General features: G+C 37.1%; 13 protein-coding genes. 7 read left to right on the forward strand and 6 right to left on the reverse strand.

The annotated features are described in order from the left end of the window. Nucleotides 1–15: 15 nt before the first annotated feature. A complete protein-coding gene (locus tag F7888_RS01145; protein WP_191776380.1) occupies nt 16–876 on the reverse strand; it encodes a CvfB family protein in 861 nt (286 codons plus the stop codon). A 143-nt stretch (nt 877–1,019) separates the two neighbouring features. On the opposite strand from F7888_RS01145, the gene F7888_RS01150 reads away from it, so the two are divergent. The 3 genes from F7888_RS01150 (at nt 1,020) to metH (ending at nt 7,396) form a co-directional block, all read left to right on the forward strand. Next, on the forward strand, nt 1,020–1,511 hold the full coding sequence (locus F7888_RS01150) for a YajQ family cyclic di-GMP-binding protein (protein WP_191776383.1): 492 nt from the start codon (nt 1,020–1,022) through the stop codon (nt 1,509–1,511). A 594-nt stretch (nt 1,512–2,105) separates the two neighbouring features. Continuing rightward, nucleotides 2,106–3,950: a bifunctional homocysteine S-methyltransferase/methylenetetrahydrofolate reductase gene (locus F7888_RS01155; RefSeq protein ID WP_191776386.1), complete on the forward strand. Its 1,845-nt coding sequence runs from the start codon at nt 2,106–2,108 to the stop codon at nt 3,948–3,950. Then, on the forward strand, nt 3,950–7,396 hold the full coding sequence (metH, locus tag F7888_RS01160) for a methionine synthase (protein WP_191776390.1): 3,447 nt from the start codon (nt 3,950–3,952) through the stop codon (nt 7,394–7,396). Before F7888_RS01155 ends, metH begins: the two co-directional genes overlap by 1 nt. Before the next feature lie 45 nt (nt 7,397–7,441). Here the strand turns inward: metH and F7888_RS01165 are convergent, their stop codons facing one another. Next, a complete protein-coding gene (locus tag F7888_RS01165) occupies nt 7,442–7,948 on the reverse strand; it encodes a GNAT family N-acetyltransferase (RefSeq protein ID WP_191776392.1) in 507 nt (168 codons plus the stop codon). Between the two features lie 81 nt (nt 7,949–8,029). On the opposite strand from F7888_RS01165, the gene F7888_RS01170 reads away from it, so the two are divergent. After that, nucleotides 8,030–8,890 (forward strand): SDR family oxidoreductase, encoded by an 861-nt coding sequence (locus F7888_RS01170; RefSeq protein WP_191776394.1) that lies wholly within the window; start codon nt 8,030–8,032, stop codon nt 8,888–8,890. Between the two features lie 150 nt (nt 8,891–9,040). Beyond that, complete coding sequence (locus F7888_RS01175) at nt 9,041–9,946, forward strand: nuclease-related domain-containing protein (RefSeq protein ID WP_191776397.1); 906 nt, start codon at nt 9,041–9,043, stop codon at nt 9,944–9,946. Nucleotides 9,947–11,237: 1,291 nt separating this feature from the next. Here F7888_RS01175 and F7888_RS01180 read toward each other — a convergent pair. Together F7888_RS01180 and F7888_RS01185 are read right to left on the reverse strand one after the other, a co-directional pair. Then, nucleotides 11,238–12,581, reverse strand: coding sequence for an alpha-amylase family glycosyl hydrolase (locus F7888_RS01180; RefSeq protein ID WP_191776400.1), 1,344 nt, complete (start codon nt 12,579–12,581; stop codon nt 11,238–11,240). A gap of 72 nt (nt 12,582–12,653) precedes the next feature. After that, entirely contained in the window at nt 12,654–13,520 is an 867-nt protein-coding gene (locus tag F7888_RS01185) for an AraC family transcriptional regulator (RefSeq protein ID WP_191776403.1), read from the reverse strand. 122 nt (nt 13,521–13,642) lie between these two features. Here F7888_RS01185 and F7888_RS01190 point away from each other — a divergent pair, with 122 nt between their 5' ends. Beyond that, nucleotides 13,643–15,019 carry an MATE family efflux transporter gene (locus F7888_RS01190; protein ID WP_191776405.1) on the forward strand — a complete coding sequence of 459 codons (1,377 nt, stop codon included), beginning with the start codon at nt 13,643–13,645 and terminating at the stop codon, nt 15,017–15,019. Nucleotides 15,020–15,417: 398 nt separating this feature from the next. Here the strand turns inward: F7888_RS01190 and asnB are convergent, their stop codons facing one another. Further along, entirely contained in the window at nt 15,418–17,265 is a 1,848-nt protein-coding gene (asnB, locus tag F7888_RS01195; RefSeq protein ID WP_191776408.1) for an asparagine synthase (glutamine-hydrolyzing), read from the reverse strand. A gap of 208 nt (nt 17,266–17,473) precedes the next feature. Between asnB and F7888_RS01200 the strand changes: the two genes are divergently transcribed. Beyond that, entirely contained in the window at nt 17,474–18,031 is a 558-nt protein-coding gene (locus tag F7888_RS01200; protein ID WP_191776411.1) for a DUF2777 domain-containing protein, read from the forward strand. A gap of 451 nt (nt 18,032–18,482) precedes the next feature. Here F7888_RS01200 and F7888_RS01205 read toward each other — a convergent pair whose 3' ends face one another. After that, nucleotides 18,483–18,824 (reverse strand): YisL family protein, encoded by a 342-nt coding sequence (locus F7888_RS01205; protein ID WP_191776413.1) that lies wholly within the window; start codon nt 18,822–18,824, stop codon nt 18,483–18,485. Between the last annotated feature and the right edge of the window lie 154 nt (nt 18,825–18,978).

Consider the following 18,978-nt stretch of genomic DNA (forward strand, 5'->3'; position numbering starts at 1 on the left):
TGCTCGTTTTTGTGTTTATTCATTCTTAAAGTAAGTCCAGCCTTCTTCTTGATAAACCTTTCCATCCTTCATCAGCCTACCAAGTGCTCGCTTAAACGCGCCCTTACTCATTTGGAATCGCTCCATAATATCATCTGGATCACTCTTATCCCAGTAAGGCATTGCCCCACCACGACTTTCCATATAGGAATAAAGTTGCTTTGCATCATCATCAAGAATTTCATGGGTTCTCGCTAACAAAGAGATATTTACACTCCCATCATCCTTCACATCAATGATACGCCCTTCAACCTTCTCCCCTAAACGTGGCTCTTGTCGCCTCTCTGACTCGTGTATAAAGCCTATGTACCCTTCTTCAGTAACCATGAATGAACCTACTAATAATAAGCGGTACACATGCCCTGTCACATTTTTATTGAAATCCTTCTTACTCGCCGGTTTAGAAATCGTTCTAATTACATCTTCAGTTGCCAATTTCCCAAATAATCGTCCATTCTTATCTGTTTTCAGACTACAGTAGAGGACATCACCCTTTTGTGGCCAAATATGATCCACACCAGGTAAATCATCTTTTGAAACTAAGATGTCCTTGCTAATGCCTATGTTAATAAATACACCAAGATCATGTCTTATCTCTACAACCTCAACCCAATCATACACTCCAATTTGAACAGTTGGAATAGTCATTGTTGCCGCTAGTCTTCCTTGGTGATCCTGATATAAAAACACAGTATTACGATCATCTTCATTAAATTCATCTGTTAAATCCTTTTTATGGAGTAATACATCCTCTTCTCCATTTGTTAAGAAATAGCCAAATGGTGCATCACGATCAACCATCAAGCTAACAACGGTACCTGCTTGTAATTCTTCCATGTATGTATGTCCTTCTTTCTTTTATTTCATTAGTAAAATCGTTACCTATTTAAGAGGCTATTATAACACTTTTTTGGTATAAGTTGTCCTTCCTGCATTATTTTACTATAATCAAAGATAAGAAAAGTATACGGAGGTAAGTTATGTCAAAAGAAAGTTCATTCGATATTGTATCAAAGGTTGATCTACCAGAGGTCTCAAATGCCATTAATATTGCATTAAAGGAAATCAAAACTCGCTATGATTTTAAAGGAAGCAAAAGTGATATTACATTAGATAAGGAAGAATTAGTCCTCGTTTCTGATGATGATTACAAGCTTGAACAGCTCAAAGATGTTCTTGTCACAAAATTAATTAAACGTGGTGTAGCAACGAAAAATATTCAATATGGAAAAGTTGAAGGAGCAACTGGTGGAACAGTCCGTCAAAAAGCAAGTCTTGTTCAAGGAATCGATAAGGATAATGCCAAGAAAATCAACACTATTATTAAAAACAGTGGACTAAAGGTGAAAAGTCAAATTCAAGACGATCAAATTCGTGTTAGCGCAAAGAGCAGAGATGATCTTCAACAAATTATCGCTGCCATTCGAGAAGCTGATCTACCGATTGATGTACAATTTCTAAACTACCGCTAGTTTAAAGGGTCAGAATTCCCATTTCTGACCCTTTTAATATATAATCAACTATTGATTTATTCCCAACTTTCAGATAAATTAATACTATTAAACTAAATAATTCCTTTCTTATCAAGAGAAACAGAGGGACTGGCCCAATGAAGTTTCAGCAACCAGTCAATCGAGGGAAAGTCTTACTAGCCCATCATTGAATTTGATTTTGATTTAGGTGGAAATATGAAAAGTGACAGAGGAAAGCTCTCTTACCTCAAAGGAGCTTTTCATATTTCCACCGTAATTTCACCGAAGGTGAAATTGATGAGCTCTGCTCATCAAATCAAAATCAAATTCTATCTACACACCCGCTAAACTAAGACCTTAACGAGATCCAAGTTGTGAATAAATGAAAGGATTTACTAAATCCTTTCATTTATTCACAACCACCCACGCAAAAAGTGGTGTACTTATCTCCCCCCTATTGACCAGGTGCTAAATCCAGCGAATTGAACAATCAATTCGATAGATAAGAAGAAGCGAACTTTATAACATAAAGTCTTCTTCTTATAGAAGGCTTTTTTTATATTCATCAATCTCACAAATTCTGGGGGGACCAACATGGGACTACTTGAGGAACTGAAAGATCATATATTAATTGGCGATGGTGCAATGGGAACACTGCTATATTCTCACGGGATTGATCGTTGCTTTGAGGAATTAAATTTGTCAAAGCCTGAGCAAATCAAATTTATACATGAAGCATATATTCAAGCCGGAGCAAATGTCATTCAAACTAACACATATGGAGCTAATTACCAGAAGCTCTCTCGTTATGGACTAGAAGATTCAATGAAACAAATTAATGAAGCAGCCGTGCAGATTGCACAAGCTGCTGCAGGTGAACAAGCGTATATTGTTGGAACCATTGGTGGTATCAGAAGCTTCAAGAAATCCACTGTAACACTAGAAGAAATTAAACATTGCTTTACCGCCCAACTTACTATCTTATTAGAACAAGGCGTCGATGGCATATTACTAGAAACTTACTACGATTTTGAAGAACTTAAAACTGTGCTCCAACATGCTCGGAACGCAACCAGTAAACCGATTATCGCAAATGTATCCCTTCATGAAATTGGTGTACTACAGGACGGAACACATTTAGCTGACGCATTTTTAGAATTGGAAAAACTAGGAGCAGATGTAATTGGCTTAAACTGTCGCTTAGGTCCATATCATATGATTCGTTCATTAGAGCAGGTTCCTATTCCACAAAAAGCTTATCTTTCTGTTTATCCGAATGCTTCACTTCCGGAATATGTTGAAGGTAGACTAGTCTATGAAACTCATGAAAACTATTTCAAGGAAAGTGCATTATTGTTCCGTGCAGAAGGTGTAAGATTAATAGGTGGCTGTTGTGGAACATCACCAAAACATATAGCAGCTATTGCTCATGCATTAAAGGGATTACAGCCTATTACAGATAAATCAGTGAAAGATAGACCAGTTGAAGTAACTACTGAAGGAAGAAGCCTTACTCAATCAACACCTATTCATGAAATAGTCAAAAAGCAGCGCTCAATTATTGTAGAGCTTGATCCCCCCAAAAAACTGGGTGTTCAAACATTTATTCAAGGTGCAATAGCCTTACAGAAAGCTGGTGTTGATTCAGTGACATTAGCAGATAATTCATTAGCTAGTCCAAGAATAAGTAATATAGCCTGTGGGACAATCTTAAAGCAACAATATAATATTAATCCACTCATTCATATTACCTGTCGTGATCGTAACTTAATTGGCCTACAGTCTCATTTAATGGGGCTACATACACTTGGATTAAACGAAGTGTTAGCTGTCACCGGGGATCCATCAAAAATCGGTGACTTTCCTGGTGCAACTTCTGTATATGATTTATCATCTTTTGATTTAATAAGCTTAATTAAGCAATTTAACGAAGGAATCTCTTATTCCGGTAAATCCTTGGGACAAAAAACAAACTTCTCAATTGCTGCTGCATTTAACCCAAATGTTAGGTACCTAGATAAAGCGGTTATAAGACTCGAGAAGAAGATAAAATGTGGTGCAGATTACTTTATCACTCAACCACTTTATAATGAAAAACAGATTATCGATGTTTATGAACATACAAAACATTTATCCACACCGATCTATATCGGCATTATGCCATTAACAAGTGCCCGAAATGCAAACTTTATCCATCATGAAATCCCTGGCATTTCACTTTCACAGGGAATTAGGGATAGGATGGCAGATGCCGACCATGATCCAAAGAAAGCACAAGAAGAAGGAATAGCCATCGCAAAATCCTTAATTGACGTCGCTTATGACCTTTTTAATGGAATTTATTTAATTACGCCTTTCCTCCGTTATGAAATGACTGTGGAATTAACAAATTACATCAAAAGCAAAGAACTTGCAGCATTTGAAAGGAAGGTTCATTAATGAAAAAAACATTAGTTGAACAACAATTATCAAAAAAAATTCTCGTCATTGATGGTGCCATGGGAACCATGATTCAAAATGCAAACCTCTCACCAGAAGATTTTGGTGGAGAAGCGTATGAAGGCTGTAACGAATACTTAACCTTGACCTCACCTGAAACTATACTTAGAATTCATGAAGAGTATTTAGAAGCTGGTGCAGATATTATTGAAACCAATACTTTCGGAGCAACAAGTCTTGTTCTTGATGAATATGAACTTGGACAGCTAGCTCTTGAAATCAATATCGAGTCTGCTAAACTAGCAAAAGCAGCAGCTCAAAAGTTCTCTACAGCAGATTGGCCTAGATTTGTTGCTGGATCAATGGGTCCAACAACAAAAACGTTATCAGTCACAGGTGGCACCACCTTTGAAGAATTAATTAATAACTATGAAGAACAAGCCAGAGGGCTAATTTTAGGTGGAGTAGATCTACTTCTACTTGAAACAAGTCAAGATATGCTCAATGTAAAAGCTGGATTTATTGGAATAAAAAAAGCATTTAATAATACTGGTTTAACTCTCCCTCTAGTTGTTTCCGGTACTATTGAACCAATGGGAACAACGTTAGCTGGTCAAAATATCGAGGCCTTCTATTTATCACTAGAGCATATGAAGCCTCTTGCAGTCGGTCTCAACTGTGCAACTGGTCCAGAATTTATGACTGATCATATACGATCCTTATCGGACCTAGCAAATACGGCTGTTAGCTGTTATCCAAATGCTGGATTACCAGATGAAGAAGGACAATACCATGAATCACCAGAATCATTAGCCCAAAAGTTAAAAGGTTTTGTAGACAAAGGCTGGTTGAATTTAATTGGTGGTTGTTGCGGAACAACTCCTGCACATACACGTGCGATGGCAGAGATTGTTAAAGGGGTAACCCCAAGAGAAATTCCTTCTACCTCCCACTCTCATGCCCTTTCTGGGATTGAACCATTAATTTATGATGATAGCATGAGACCTTTATTTGTTGGAGAACGTACCAATGTAATCGGTTCACGGAAATTCAAACGATTAATTGCTGAAGAAAAATACGAAGAAGCTTCTGAAATAGCTCGTGCCCAAGTGAAAAATGGAGCCCATGTCATAGATATCTGTCTAGCAGACCCTGATCGCGATGAAATTGAAGATATGGAAAACTTCATTCAATATGTCACAAAAAAGGTGAAGGTACCTCTTGTAATCGACTCTACAGATGAGAAAGTAATTGAACGTGCTTTATCCTATTCACAAGGAAAAGCAATTATTAACTCTATTAATCTTGAAGATGGTGAAGAACGCTTCGAACTCATTGTACCCCTTCTCAAAAAATACGGAGGTGCTGTAGTTGTTGGGACCATTGATGAAATTGGAATGGCTGTTACGGCAGAAAGAAAACTTGAAATTGCCCAAAGGTCCTATGATTTATTAGTCAATAAATTCGGATTAAACCCTAAAGACCTTATTTTTGACCCTCTCGTATTCCCTGTTGGGACAGGTGATGAACAATACATTGGCTCGGCTACAGAAACTGTTAAAGGGATTAAATTAATAAAGGAGCATCTCCCTGAATGCTTAACTATTCTAGGAGTAAGTAATGTTTCATTTGGTCTCCCACCTGTTGGACGTGAGATCCTAAACGCAGTTTATTTGTACCATTGTACACAAGCTGGTCTTGACTATGCGATTGTAAATACTGAAAAGCTTGAAAGATTTGCATCCATTCCAAAGGAAGAAATAAAACGAGCTGAAGACCTTTTATTTCATACAACTGATAAAACACTTGAAGACTTCACAGAGTTTTATCGCGGCAAAAAGAAAGAAGCGAAAACAACGACAACTAACTTAAGCCTTGAGGAGAGATTAGCCTTTTATATCGTTGAAGGAACAAAGGAAGGTCTAATTCCAGATCTTGAAATAGCTCTTCAACAGTACGATTCTCCCCTTGATATTATTAATGGACCATTAATGGAAGGAATGGCGACAGTTGGTAAGCTCTTTAACAATAACGAATTAATTGTTGCCGAAGTACTCCAAAGTGCTGAAGTAATGAAAACCTCTGTTGCATATCTTGAACAATTCATGGAGAAACAAGATGACAGTGGAAAAGGAAAAGTCATTTTAGCAACGGTTAAAGGTGATGTTCATGATATCGGAAAAAATCTAGTAGATATTATTTTGAGCAACAATGGGTTTAAAGTCATTGACCTTGGAATAAAAGTAACACCGCAACAATTAATCTCAACGATTCAAGTGGAAAAACCTGACATTGTAGGATTATCAGGATTATTAGTTAAATCAGCTCAGCAAATGGTCATTACTGCACAGGATTTAAAGCAAGCAGGAATCTCAGTTCCAATACTAGTAGGTGGTGCTGCACTTTCTCGTAAATTTACCGATAACAAAATCGCATCTGAATACACAGGTCCTGTGCTCTATGCCAAAGACGCAATGGACGGCTTATCATTAGCAAATCGTTTACAGAACAAAGATCAACTTCAAGAATTATTAGAAGAGCTTGAACAAAAAAGAGAAAGACAGCAATCCTTAGTTAAGGAGAATCATAACGCAACGAATTCGACCACTGCTGTTATTAATCGATCAAACGTCTCAACAAATGTCCCTGTTTTTGTTCCTGAAGATACTAAATTACATGTACTAAAACAGTTTAGCTTAGCCCAAATCGAGCCCTATATAAATATGCAGATGCTATTAGGACATCATCTTGGTTTAAAAGGAAAAGTAAACCAGCTTCTGGCCGCTGGTGATCAAAAAGCGACAAAGCTAAAAGAAATGATTGATGAATTGATATTAAAAGCAAAAAAGGATTCTTTACTAAAACCTGCTGCTCTTTATCAATTCTTCCCTGCTCAAAGCGATGGAAATAATGTCCTTATCTATGACCCAAAGGACCAAAAAAAGCTCCTTACTACTTTTACCTTTCCACGCCAGCAAAAGGGAGCATTTCTTTGTTTATCTGACTACTTAAAACCTGTTGAAAGTGGTGAAATGGATTACGTAGGATTTTTCGCTGTTACTGCGGGCAATGGTATTCGTGAACTTGCTCAAGGCTACAAGGCAGAAGGTGACTTCCTGAAAAGCCATGCAATTCAAGCACTTGCTCTTGAAACGGCCGAAGGGCTTGCAGAACGTATGCACCAACTAATGCGTGACCGTTGGGGATTTTCTGATCACCCTGATTTCACCATGCAAGAACGATTTGCCGCTAAGTATCAAGGTCAACGTTTCTCTTTCGGTTATCCTGCTTGTCCAGAGCTCGAGGACCAAGAAAAACTATTTAGACTTATTCATCCAGAACAAATTGGCATTCAGTTAACTGATGGGTTTATGATGGAACCAGAAGCTAGTGTAACTGCCATGGTTTTTGCACATCCAGAAGCAAGGTATTTTAACGTATTATAGAAATAAGACTTGAGTCTATCGCTTTTTGACTCAAGTCTTTGTTTATTAAACAAATGTATACATTTCGATTTCATCCACATAAGTTCCATCCTCAAACCTCACAAACCTCACTTTTCTCCCCTCTTCTTTAAAGCCAAGCTTTTTATAAAAATGAATTGCTCTTTCATTATGAGAGAACACTTCAAGACACACTTTCTCAATGTCCGGATGTTCCTTTGCATATTCAAGTAACTCAACCATCAATTTATGCCCTATCCCCTGATTACAGTATTCCTCTTGTATACTAATGCTCAAATAACCAACATGAGAGATTCTTTTTTTGTTACATCGTTCAAAATCAAGCATACCTATTATCGAGTTTCCAACCTCGGCAACTAATAACAAATGTCCATCCTTTTCAAATTCCTTCAACCATTTTTCTTGTTTTTCTATGCTTGCATGGTATTCCTCAGGTGCTGTTAACATAAAATTGGATTCGCCTAATACAATCTGTAGATGTTTTATCAATTGAACCGCGTCATCAATTTTTCCCTTACGGATTCTGATTTCCATGTATAATCCTCCTCCCATAAATAAAGATTAATAAAAGTATGTATCTAATCTTTCCATCTTTTACATATTAGGAGGTTTTTTATGAGTAAGCAAGCAAAAGGACAGCCAGCACAGCATCAAGATCAACAACCTGGTATAGAATCACAAATGAATCCAATCCCAGTCTCTGAGGATGCAAACTATAAGGGAAGTGGGAAATTAAAAAATAAAGTAGCTATCATAACTGGTGGGGATAGTGGAATTGGGAAAGCCGTTTCGATTTACTATGCAAAAGAAGGAGCAGACATAGTTATCGTTTATTTAAACGAGGACAAAGATGCTCTAGAGACAAAGAAGCAAGTCGAACAGGAAGGCCGCAAATGTCTCTTGATCTCAGGAGACATTGGTAATGAGGATTTCTGTAATGAGATTGTAAAGCAGACAATCGACACATTTGGAAAACTAGATATTTTAGTGAACAATGCAGCTGAACAACATCCACAAAAGAGCATTGCAGATATTACATCTGAACAATTAGAAAGAACGTTCAAAACAAATATCTTTTCAATGTTTTATTTAACTAAGGCAGCCCTTCCACATCTGAAGCAAGGTAGTGCCATTATAAATACAGCTTCGATTACGGCTTATAAAGGAAATGAACAGTTAATCGATTATTCTGCTACAAAAGGCGCGATAGTAACATTTACGCGTTCACTCTCTCAACAGCTAGTTGGGAAAGGAATTCGAGTGAATGGAGTGGCTCCTGGTCCAATTTGGACACCACTTATCCCATCAACCTTTCCAAGTGACCAAGTAGCGAAATTTGGAACAACAACTCCAATGAAACGCGCAGGACAACCTGAAGAATTAGCTCCTAGCTATGTGTTTCTAGCGAGTGATGACGCATCCTATATCACAGGACAAATGATCCATGTAAATGGTGGCGATATCGTCAATGGTTAGAATCATCATTTTCAACAAAAAACGCTAAATTTTAGCGTTTTTTGCGATTTATTAACAATTTTTAACAAAATGTTCACTATTTTCTTCCAACTACACTTGTATTTTTGAGATAAAAAACTTAAAATTTCAATATCAGAAAGGATGTGAGACATGATTTACAAATCAAGAACAGAGTCAAATGAACTAATTATTCTCAGATTTTTAAATAAACGCATGCCATTTTCAGTAGACAATCATAAGCACTTCTTTAACCTCGAAAAAGGATTTAACGGTGAAATTCAATTTGACCACATGATAAAAAAGTTACAAAGCAACTCTTTTATATTAAATGATTTACAACTTGAATCAAACAAGACTCGTTTTCAAATTGATTCACTAATTATTCAACAAGAAAGCATTTACCTCTTTGAAGTAAAAAATTATGAAGGAGATTTTCTTTTTGACTCAGAGGCAATTACTACGCTTTCCGGAAAAGAATATAGAAACCCACAAGACCAATTAAAACGAAGCACAGCCTTACTCCGTCAATTACTCCAGGAATATGGTTCTAATTTAACTATCAAATCTTATGTTATTTTTATCAACCCCGGCTTCACACTATATCAAGCAAATGATAATCTTCCCTTTATTTTTCCAACACAATTAAAACGCTTTCTTAATAAATTGGAGATGCAGCCTTCACGTCTCAACATACAACACAAGCAGCTAGCTAAAAAACTAATCTCCTCACACATAACTGAAGCGCCATATTCTCAGTTACCAACCTATGAATTTAATCACTTAAAACTTGGTTTAACCTGCAATAATTGTTATTCATTTTCAATTTCAGTATTTGATAGACAGATAGTTTGTAATGATTGTGAAACCAATGAAGCAGTAGAGTTAGCCGTCTTAAGGTCTGTATCCGAATTTAAACTTCTATTCCCTAACCAAAAAATTACAACTAGCGTAATCCATAAATGGTGCAAGATCATTCAATCTAAAAAGAGAATACAACGCATTCTTACTAAACACCTAAAACGAATCGGAAATGGTAGATATGCTAGTTATGAGTAAGCCTTCTCATATATGATCCTCGCTTTTTTCGCTTATATAGTCTTTTGGTGCTTACCAATAGGACAGAAGCCTCGTTTGGTTCGCTTGTTCTGTCCTGTGGCGCCCGCTAATTGGACAGAAGCCTCGTTTGGTTCGCTTGTTCTGTCCTGTGGTGCCTGCCAATTGGACAGAAGCCTCGTTTGTTTTTCTTGTTCTGTCCTGTGGCGCCCGCTAATTGGACAGAAGCCTCGTTTGGTCCTCTTGTTTTGTCCTGTGGCGCCCGCTAATTGGACAGAATCCTCGTTTGGTTCGCTTGTTCTGTCCTGTGGTGCCTGCCAATTGGACAGAAGCCTCGTTTGGTTTACTTGTTCTGTCCTGTGGCGCCCGCTAATTGGACAGAATCCTCGTTTGTTTTACTTGTTCTGTCCTGTGGTGCCTGCCAAACGGACAGAAACCTCGTTTGGTTTACTTGTTCTGTCCTGTGGTGCCTGCCAATTGGACAGAAGCCACGCTTGTTTTACTTGTTCTGTCCTGTGGCGCCTGCCAATTGGACAGAACACCCGCTTGTTCTACCTTTTTTGTCCTGCGGTGCCAGCCAATTGGACAGAAGCCTCGTTTGTGCCTCTTGTTTTGTCCTGTGGCGCCAGCCAATTGGACAGAACACCCGCTTGTTCTACCTTTTTTGTCCTGTGGTACCTGCCAATAGGACAGAACCCTCATTTGTTCCTCTTGTTTTGTCCAATGGCGCCTGGCAATAGGACAGAACCCTCGTTTATTCTACTTGTTTTGTCCTGTGGTGCCAACCAACTGGACAGAACCCTCTATTGGTCCTCTTGTTTTGTCCAATGGTGCCCGCTAATTGGACAGAACACTTGCTTATTCTACTTGTTTTGTCCTGTGGCGCCTACCAATAGGACATAACACCCGCTTGCTTTTCATGTTTTGTCCTGTGGTATCAACCAACTGGACAGAACCTCACTCTCTCATCTTGTTTTGTCCTCTGGCGTCAGCCAACTGGACAGAACCCTCATTTGTTCCTCTTGTTTTGTCCCATAGAACCCGGCAACTGGACAGAACTATCACCCTCTCATCTTGTTTTGTACCACAGAACCCGCCAACAAAACAGAATCACCGCCCCTTCCACCAATTTTGTCCTATCCCCCCAGCAATAGAACAATTTCCTCCTATTTCAACATAAAGATGTCCTTTAGGACCACCTAAAGGACATCGTCATTACATTATGTAAACTATCACTTTACTCTTTCAAATCCCCTAAATCGGTCACATAAATCTCCATCTTCCACTCTCTTACTTATGAGTCTCTATGCTTCCTACGATTAATCATAAAAAAGCCTATCATCAATCCCGGAATAAGAATTAGAGCCAAAACAAATGGTATATTTACCCCTTGAGGTTCTTCCAGATGAAACACTTCTGCTTTTTCTCGGTCTAATATTATCGTGTATTCTCCATTTTGTTCTACAAAAACAGTATCTTCAATTAAACCTCTTACTTGTTTGTCTTCAGCTAGTTCAGCAGCATCGATGGTCACTTTTTGTGTTTTCGTCGAATTATTTATGACGATAAGATCAATATTTTCATCATAACTGGCTTTGATCACAACCATTCCGTCTTCCGTTTGATGTAGGACTTCATGAACACCCTTTGTAATTGAGGGAAGCCCGCTTCTAATTTTACTTAACATTGTCATGTACTTCTCAAGCTCATCATCAGTTCTGAAATTCATAAGTGGGCTATTTGTTGGTGGCTCCCCGCCATCTTGCACAATTTCTGTACCATAATAAATAACTGGTACTCCCGGTGTAAGATATAAATAGGAGAGAGCTAATTTTAACCGTGTCACTGGATGCTCCTTATTCTGCAATGAATGTCTTGTGAAACGAATTGAGTCTTTATTGTCTACATATTTTGCTATCTGACTATCATTTGTATTGATTAAATCATCTAAAGCTTGGTCAGGTGCACTCAAAATCGTTGCAGCTTTTTCATTATGCCCTGGATTTGCTAGATAAGTAAATCCAATTGATTCGTACTGTGCAACATCTGCCTTATCTGGCTCTGCTAAGAAAATAAACTCCTCATTCACAGTAGATATTTCTTGATAGAATTCTTGCCAAAATTCAAAGGGAAGCTCGTTCATCTTTGTCAATTGATACCCATCAATTCCTGTTTCATTTATCCACATCAAAGCAGCATCCAATAACTCCTCCGGGCTGTGTACATCCGTTCCGGGGAATTCAATCATGATCTTCAGCTCTTTTTTATGAGCTTCATCTACGAGTCTCTTCAAATCCTCTTTTGTTCCAAAATGCCTCTCAATCTCGAAATAATCTAGTGATTGATTATGTTCATATCCTTGTCCATTCTGAAATGCAGACGATAATAAAATCGTAGTAAAGCCCATATCTTTTATGTAATCCAGCTTTTTTTCCACCCCATCCAAATCTCCACCATGATAAGTGTTTGGATTAGCTGTATCCACTTGATAATCATTTGCTGGATCACTATTATTAAAGCGATCAATCATAATTGAATAAATCAGTTCATTACTTGTTTCCCCTACTTCTGCCTCTACATACAATGCAGACAAAAATAGCAATGGAAGTAAAACTAGCACCTTTTTGAAGCTCTTCATTTCTTATCCTCCTAAAATTACATTCACCTAACATTAACCAAATGAATAAGTGTTCGTCAAACGAAACAGACATTAGCTTTCACGTTGAGAAAATTGTCTGTAATCAGATGGACTAACTCCCTCCATTTTTTTAAACAATTTTGAAAAATAGGTATGATCTTGAATTCCAACACTTTTGGAAATGGTCATTACTTTATCATTTGTTTTCGTTAGAAGCCTCTTTGCTTGACCTATACGATATTTATTTAAATAATGAATCGGACTCATACCAATCGTTTTTTGCATACATCGCGTTATATAGTCCGAATGAAAGTGAAGTTCATTCGCAATATCCTCCATTTTGATATCCTCTTTATAATGCTGCTGAATATAACTCAATGCTTTTTCCGTGACATTCTCGGTTGCATTCGGAACTGTCATCACGTCTTTTTGTAGCTGTATAAATAATTCCTCAAAATGGATTTGCTGTCTTAATGCTGTCTCAGGTGTATTCGTAACACCTACACTTACCATATTTTCAAAGATACTCTCAACATATTTAGATTGATTTACGCTTCCAATCCTCGGAATCTGAAACACATATTTACTTGGAGTTTCAAAGTCTCCTTCATCTAATAAAATATTACCCCAGTTAATATCCTTACGTTTTTTTATTTTGTATTCCCCTTCGGCTCTAAAGTGAATCCAATAATACTTTGTATGTGTTTCACAGCCCTTATAGCCTAAATGCTCAAGCCCAGGTACTAATATGATGTATTGACCTTTTCCAATTTCGAATTTTTTTCCATCTTCAGCTAAAAATATTTTTCCTTCAGACACATAAATCAAATCAAAAACTGAAAAGGTTCGTTTGAAATGTTTCTTTCCAACTGGGAGTATAGCCTCTCCCCCTTTGATAAATGTTGGAAATGGTGGGATATTGAAATGTAGGACTGTCATGCAGATCACCCTTTAAGTCGTTATTTTCCAAAATCAGTCGATTTCATCTCTTTTTATTATAACGGATTCACTATAAACTAGGAATTGTTTTTCATATCGGAATCGTCAAAGGGAGTGACATAATGAAAGAAACAACTAGCACTAAGAAATTGACTCTATTTGCGCTAACATGGCCAATATTTATAGAATTACTTCTTCATATGCTTATGGGTAATGCTGATACGTTAATGTTAAGTCAATACTCTGATAACTCTGTTGCAGCTGTCGGTGTTGCCAATCAAATATTCTATATTGTAATTGTAATGTTTGGTTTTATTGCAGCTGGTACATCCGTTCTTGTTGCCCAATATTTTGGTGCAAAGCAGTTTAAGCAAGCTGGAGAAATATCGGTTATTTCCATTGCTGCAAATTTTGTATTTAGCTTGTTCTTAAGTGTGATCGTTATCATCTTTAGTGTTCAAATATTAAATTTAATGGATTTACCGAACGAGCTAATGGGTGAAGCAAATACTTATTTGAAAATTGTTGGTGGAACTGCTTTTCTACAAGCTTTAATTATGACCATTGGAGCTATTATCAGAAGCTATGGATTCACGAAAGACACAATGTATGTAACAATTGGAATGAACATCCTAAATGTGATTGGTAACTATTTATTTATCTTCGGTCCATTTGATATCCCTGTTTTAGGGGTACTGGGTGTCGCAATTTCAACTGTTATTAGTAAAACACTTGGTTTACTTGCAATTACTTATCTTTTATTTAAGAGAATTGATAAAGAATTACCGTTTAAACATTTATTCAAGCTTCCCACTACACATTTAAAAAACCTATTAAGAATTGGAGTTCCTTCAGCTGGAGAGAATCTATCCTATAACGGTTCACAGATGGTTATCACCATTTTCATAACAATGATAGGAACAGAAGCTTTAACTACAAAGGTGTACGCACATAATTTAATGATGTTGATTTCTTTATTTAGCATAAGTATTGCTCAAGGAACACAAATTCTTATCGGTCAATTGGTCGGAGCAAAAGAGCTAAATAAAGCTTATGTCACCTGTTTAAAGAGCTTAAACAAAGCACTTGTTATTAGTTTAATCTTTGCAGTCATTTTTTGGCTGTCTTCAGATTCATTATTTTCAATCTTCACAAGTAACGAAAGTATTATATCTGTAGGTGCAACGCTTCTTCTTCTAGCCATTATTCTTGAACCTGGTCGTGCATTCAACCTGATCATTATCAGTTCGTTAAGAGCTACAGGTGACGTGAAGTTCCCTGTATATATGGCGATTTTCTCTATGTGGGGAGTTGCGATACCAGTCGCATACTTTTTTGGAATCTACCTCGGATATGGTTTAGTAGGAATTTGGTTAGGTTTTATTGCAGATGAATGGCTACGGGGTATTATGATGCTATGGCGTTGGAAAACAAAAGCTTGGGAGAAGAAGTCGTTTATCCATAGTCAACCAAAGCAAAAAGTTGCTCCAACAGTTTAATTCTTTTTATTTAAAAACTAACTCTTTTAGGGTTAGTTTTTTATGTTAGATTTTTTTACATCACATTCCGGCACATAAGCGTTTTCACGCGAAAAAAGATTATTTTTTTAGAAATTCATCTAAGATCCTATTGATTTTTTAGACTTTTTAGAATATGATAATTTACATAACCTAAGATGTTACATGAAATAACATCTTACTACTTGCTATAAAAGGCGTGATTGTTTTTTTAAGCAGTGTATAGAACTCTTCAATTCCCCTAAGAGTTTTCACTATACTATTTGTACGACCTTGGACTCCAGTTAAAAGGTTTGTACTCCCCCTGTCTCCAGTTACAGGGGCTTTTTTTATCTAGCAAAAAAAGAACTGCCCGATGGACAGTCCTTCAATTCATTCTATTACTCTACAATATTGATATTATACTCCTCAAACCACACATGAACCTGTGCAAGATACGCAAGTAATTGCGGGCCAGTCATTAGCTGACCAAACCAAGGTACTTTAAAGGCTTCTCCATTTGTATCAACAATCGCTCTTAGCTTTTTAGCATCAAAGAATTCATATAATGCAGAATTCTTATTTTCTAGAATTTCATTTAGCCATTTTTTCACCGCTGCTGTATAGTGTGGATTATGTGTCTTAGGATACGGACTCTTTTTTCGGTATAATACCTCATCAGGCAAGATTCCCTCTAAAGCACGTCTTAGAATCCCCTTCTCTCTATTACCGTGCATTTTCATTTCCCAAGGGATATTCCACACATACTCAACTAATCGATGATCAGCAAATGGTACCCTTACCTCTAAGCTTGCTCCCATACTCATTCGATCCTTACGATCTAATAGTGTCGTCATAAACCAAATCATATTTAAATAGAATAATTGTCTACGTTTAGCATCTTGATCACTTTCTCCGTCTAATGCAGGAGTTTCATTAACTGTTTCTTGAAATTTATTTAATACATATTCATTAAGATTTAATTTCTTGCGCCATGAAGGCTGTAATAAATCGATTCGTTCATCTGTAGATCTCATCCATGGGAAGGCAGCAGACGCTAAATCCTCTGGACGGTGAAACCACGGATATCCTCCAAAGATTTCATCCGCACATTCACCCGATAAGCCTACGACAAAATCCTTTTTGATTTCTTTACAGAACCATAGTAAGGAAGAATCAACATCAGCCATACCTGGTAAATCACGCACTAATACTGCTTCATGTAATTCATCAACTAATTGTTGTTGGGTGATAATAGAATTATGGTGTGTTGTACCAAATGTCTCTGACATCTTTTTAATCCATGGTCCATCTGAGTTCGGCTGAAATTCATTTGCTTTGAAATATTTCGCATTGTCCTCATAGTCAATTGAGTACGTATGAAGTGGTCCCTTTCCTTCTTTCTCAAAAGCCATAGAAGCTACAGCTGTAATAGCACTGGAATCTACTCCTCCAGAAAGAAATGTACATACCGGAACATCTGATACTAGCTGTCTTGTCACTGCATCAGTAAATAATGTTCTCACTTTTTCCGTTGTTTCATCTAATGAATCTGTATGCTTTTCACTTTTTACATTCCAATATCTCCAAACTTTTAACCCACTATTGTCAAACGTTAAGGCATGCGCAGGTCTTAGTTCCTTTACTCCCTTAAACACACCATGCCCTGGTGAACGAGAAGGCCCTAATCCAAACACTTCTGCTAAGCCGTCATGACCAATCTCTGTTTTTACATAAGGATGTGCAAGAATTGCTTTTAGCTCTGATCCAAAAATCAGATGTCCATTTTCTTCTTTGAAAAATAAAGGCTTTACTCCTAAACGATCTCTTCCAATAAATAACTTTTGCTTTTCCTCATCCCAAACAGCAAATGCGAAAATCCCATTTAAGTAATCCACACATTGCTCTTCCCATTCGATATACGCGGTTAAAAGAACTTCCGTATCGGAATGACCTTTAAAGGTATATCCTCTATTTTGAAGTTCCTTCCTGATATCTTCAGTATTATAAAGTTCACCGTTATAACAAATGGTATATGTTTTTTCACCTTTTGATCGAATCATAGGCTGTTTCCCACCATCTGGATCTACAACGACAAGGCGTTTATGACCAAAGGCAGCATGTGTTGTTAACCATATATTCGTATCATCTGGCCCGCGTTTCGCTAAAGTTTCAGTCATTTTAGAGACTGTTGTACGTTCATTTCTTAAATCAGAACGAAAATCAATCCATCCGGTTATTCCACACATTTTTATGTCACCCTTTCTACCGTCTAAATTGAAACGGCTAGCAAGCTGATTACATTGTATGCACGAACAGCTTATACAATGAATTGTCCATATAAATGCAATCCCTTTCATGTTATAAAATTCTTCTTTTTTGTCTAAAACGAAGATAAAGCATATGATTTTACACTCAGGTAAACAACTAATTGGGATTTCGAATGGAGGATTTATTTTGAATTTGCAGCATCGATTACGCACACTAAGTGAACAAAAGCGAGCCTACACTCTAGGAAGTGTTGAATATATAAATGATCAATGGATCTTTTTCGATGATGAAAATGAAGAAGCTTCATTATTAGAAGAGCTTGTTGACCGTGAAATAGATGTCTTTACAATGAATGCATGGCAACGAGGGATGTTTACAGCAGATGGGTTAGTGAAAATGGCGGATTATTATTACAAGCTAGAGCATGGTGATTGCATCAGGGTCTCAAAAACACTGCCATATGCCTATAGTGAACTCCTTAATCAATTACCTGACCATCTGTTCATGGAATACACTAAATTTCTAAATAAACTGTCCTATTCATTGTACGACTGCATTTACTGTCATAATTTAATGCTTTATGTGCCTACAGATCGTCATTATAAAGGGGTGAATTTCATTACTTATGACAATAATGAAACCATCTGTGCGGTACAACATCATTTTGAAAGAGGGATTCATACGAAGGATCGGTTTGAATTTACGATAGCAAATGGAACACGTGCTGTCTTTACACACACATAAAACAACGAGGCTAATTTTAGTGCGATATTGCACAGAAATCAGCCTCGTTGTTTATTTTTATTGGGTGTTTTCTCAAAGTTTGTTGTTTTTTGAGGTGAATTAGTTGAGTATAGATTTCTAGCAGACTGAATACACGGGGGACTCCCGTGGGACTAGTTGGCTCCCACAGGACGCGGAGTGTATTCAGGCTGCGGTATCAAAAGCAACAATATATACGAAAACAGCCTTTTTATTAAGGCTGTTTTCTCAAAGTTTGTTGTTTTTTGAGATAAATTAATTAAAAATAGATTTCTAGCAGCCTGAATACACGGAGACTCCCGTGGGATGCGTAGCCTAAGTGAGACCCCGCAGGAGCGTTAGCGACGAGGAGGCTCACCGGTTACCCCACAGGACGCGGAGTGTATTCAGGCTGCGGTATTCAAAGCAACAATACATACGAAAACAGCCTTTATTAAATAGGAAGAGTAAATCCTAAAGTGATTGTTGCGATTAAAGAGATAATAAGTAAAATCCAAAATACATTTGTTGGTTTTCCTTTTTTCCCTCTAACTAAGACCATTTCAAAGAATCCAATCGTTAATACACCAAGAAGAATTTTAACTATGTATAAAAATGGAAGTGAAGCTGCGCCAATTAACAATTGAGCTCCTGTGGCAATTGTTAATATGTAAAAAACGCGTAAAATCATATGGACGATTTTTGCTCCCTTTGCTTTTGCACTTTTTTCTAAATACAAAACAACAAAGAACAAAATAAGTGTTAGCGCCCATGACGTAATATGTGCATGTGTCATTCTTTATTCCTCCTAATATTTTTCTCTCCTTATCATACCATGTTTCGACGAATAACGTAAAAAGAGAACCACTTATTAAAATTAAATTATTTGGAGTTGATTCAATAAATGCAGTAGGCTATTGTTATAAATATAACAACCATCAATACATACC

Origin of the sequence: Litchfieldia stipae, from assembly GCF_014837155.1 — a bacterium.
Classification (GTDB): Bacteria; Bacillota; Bacilli; order Bacillales; family Bacillaceae_L; genus Litchfieldia.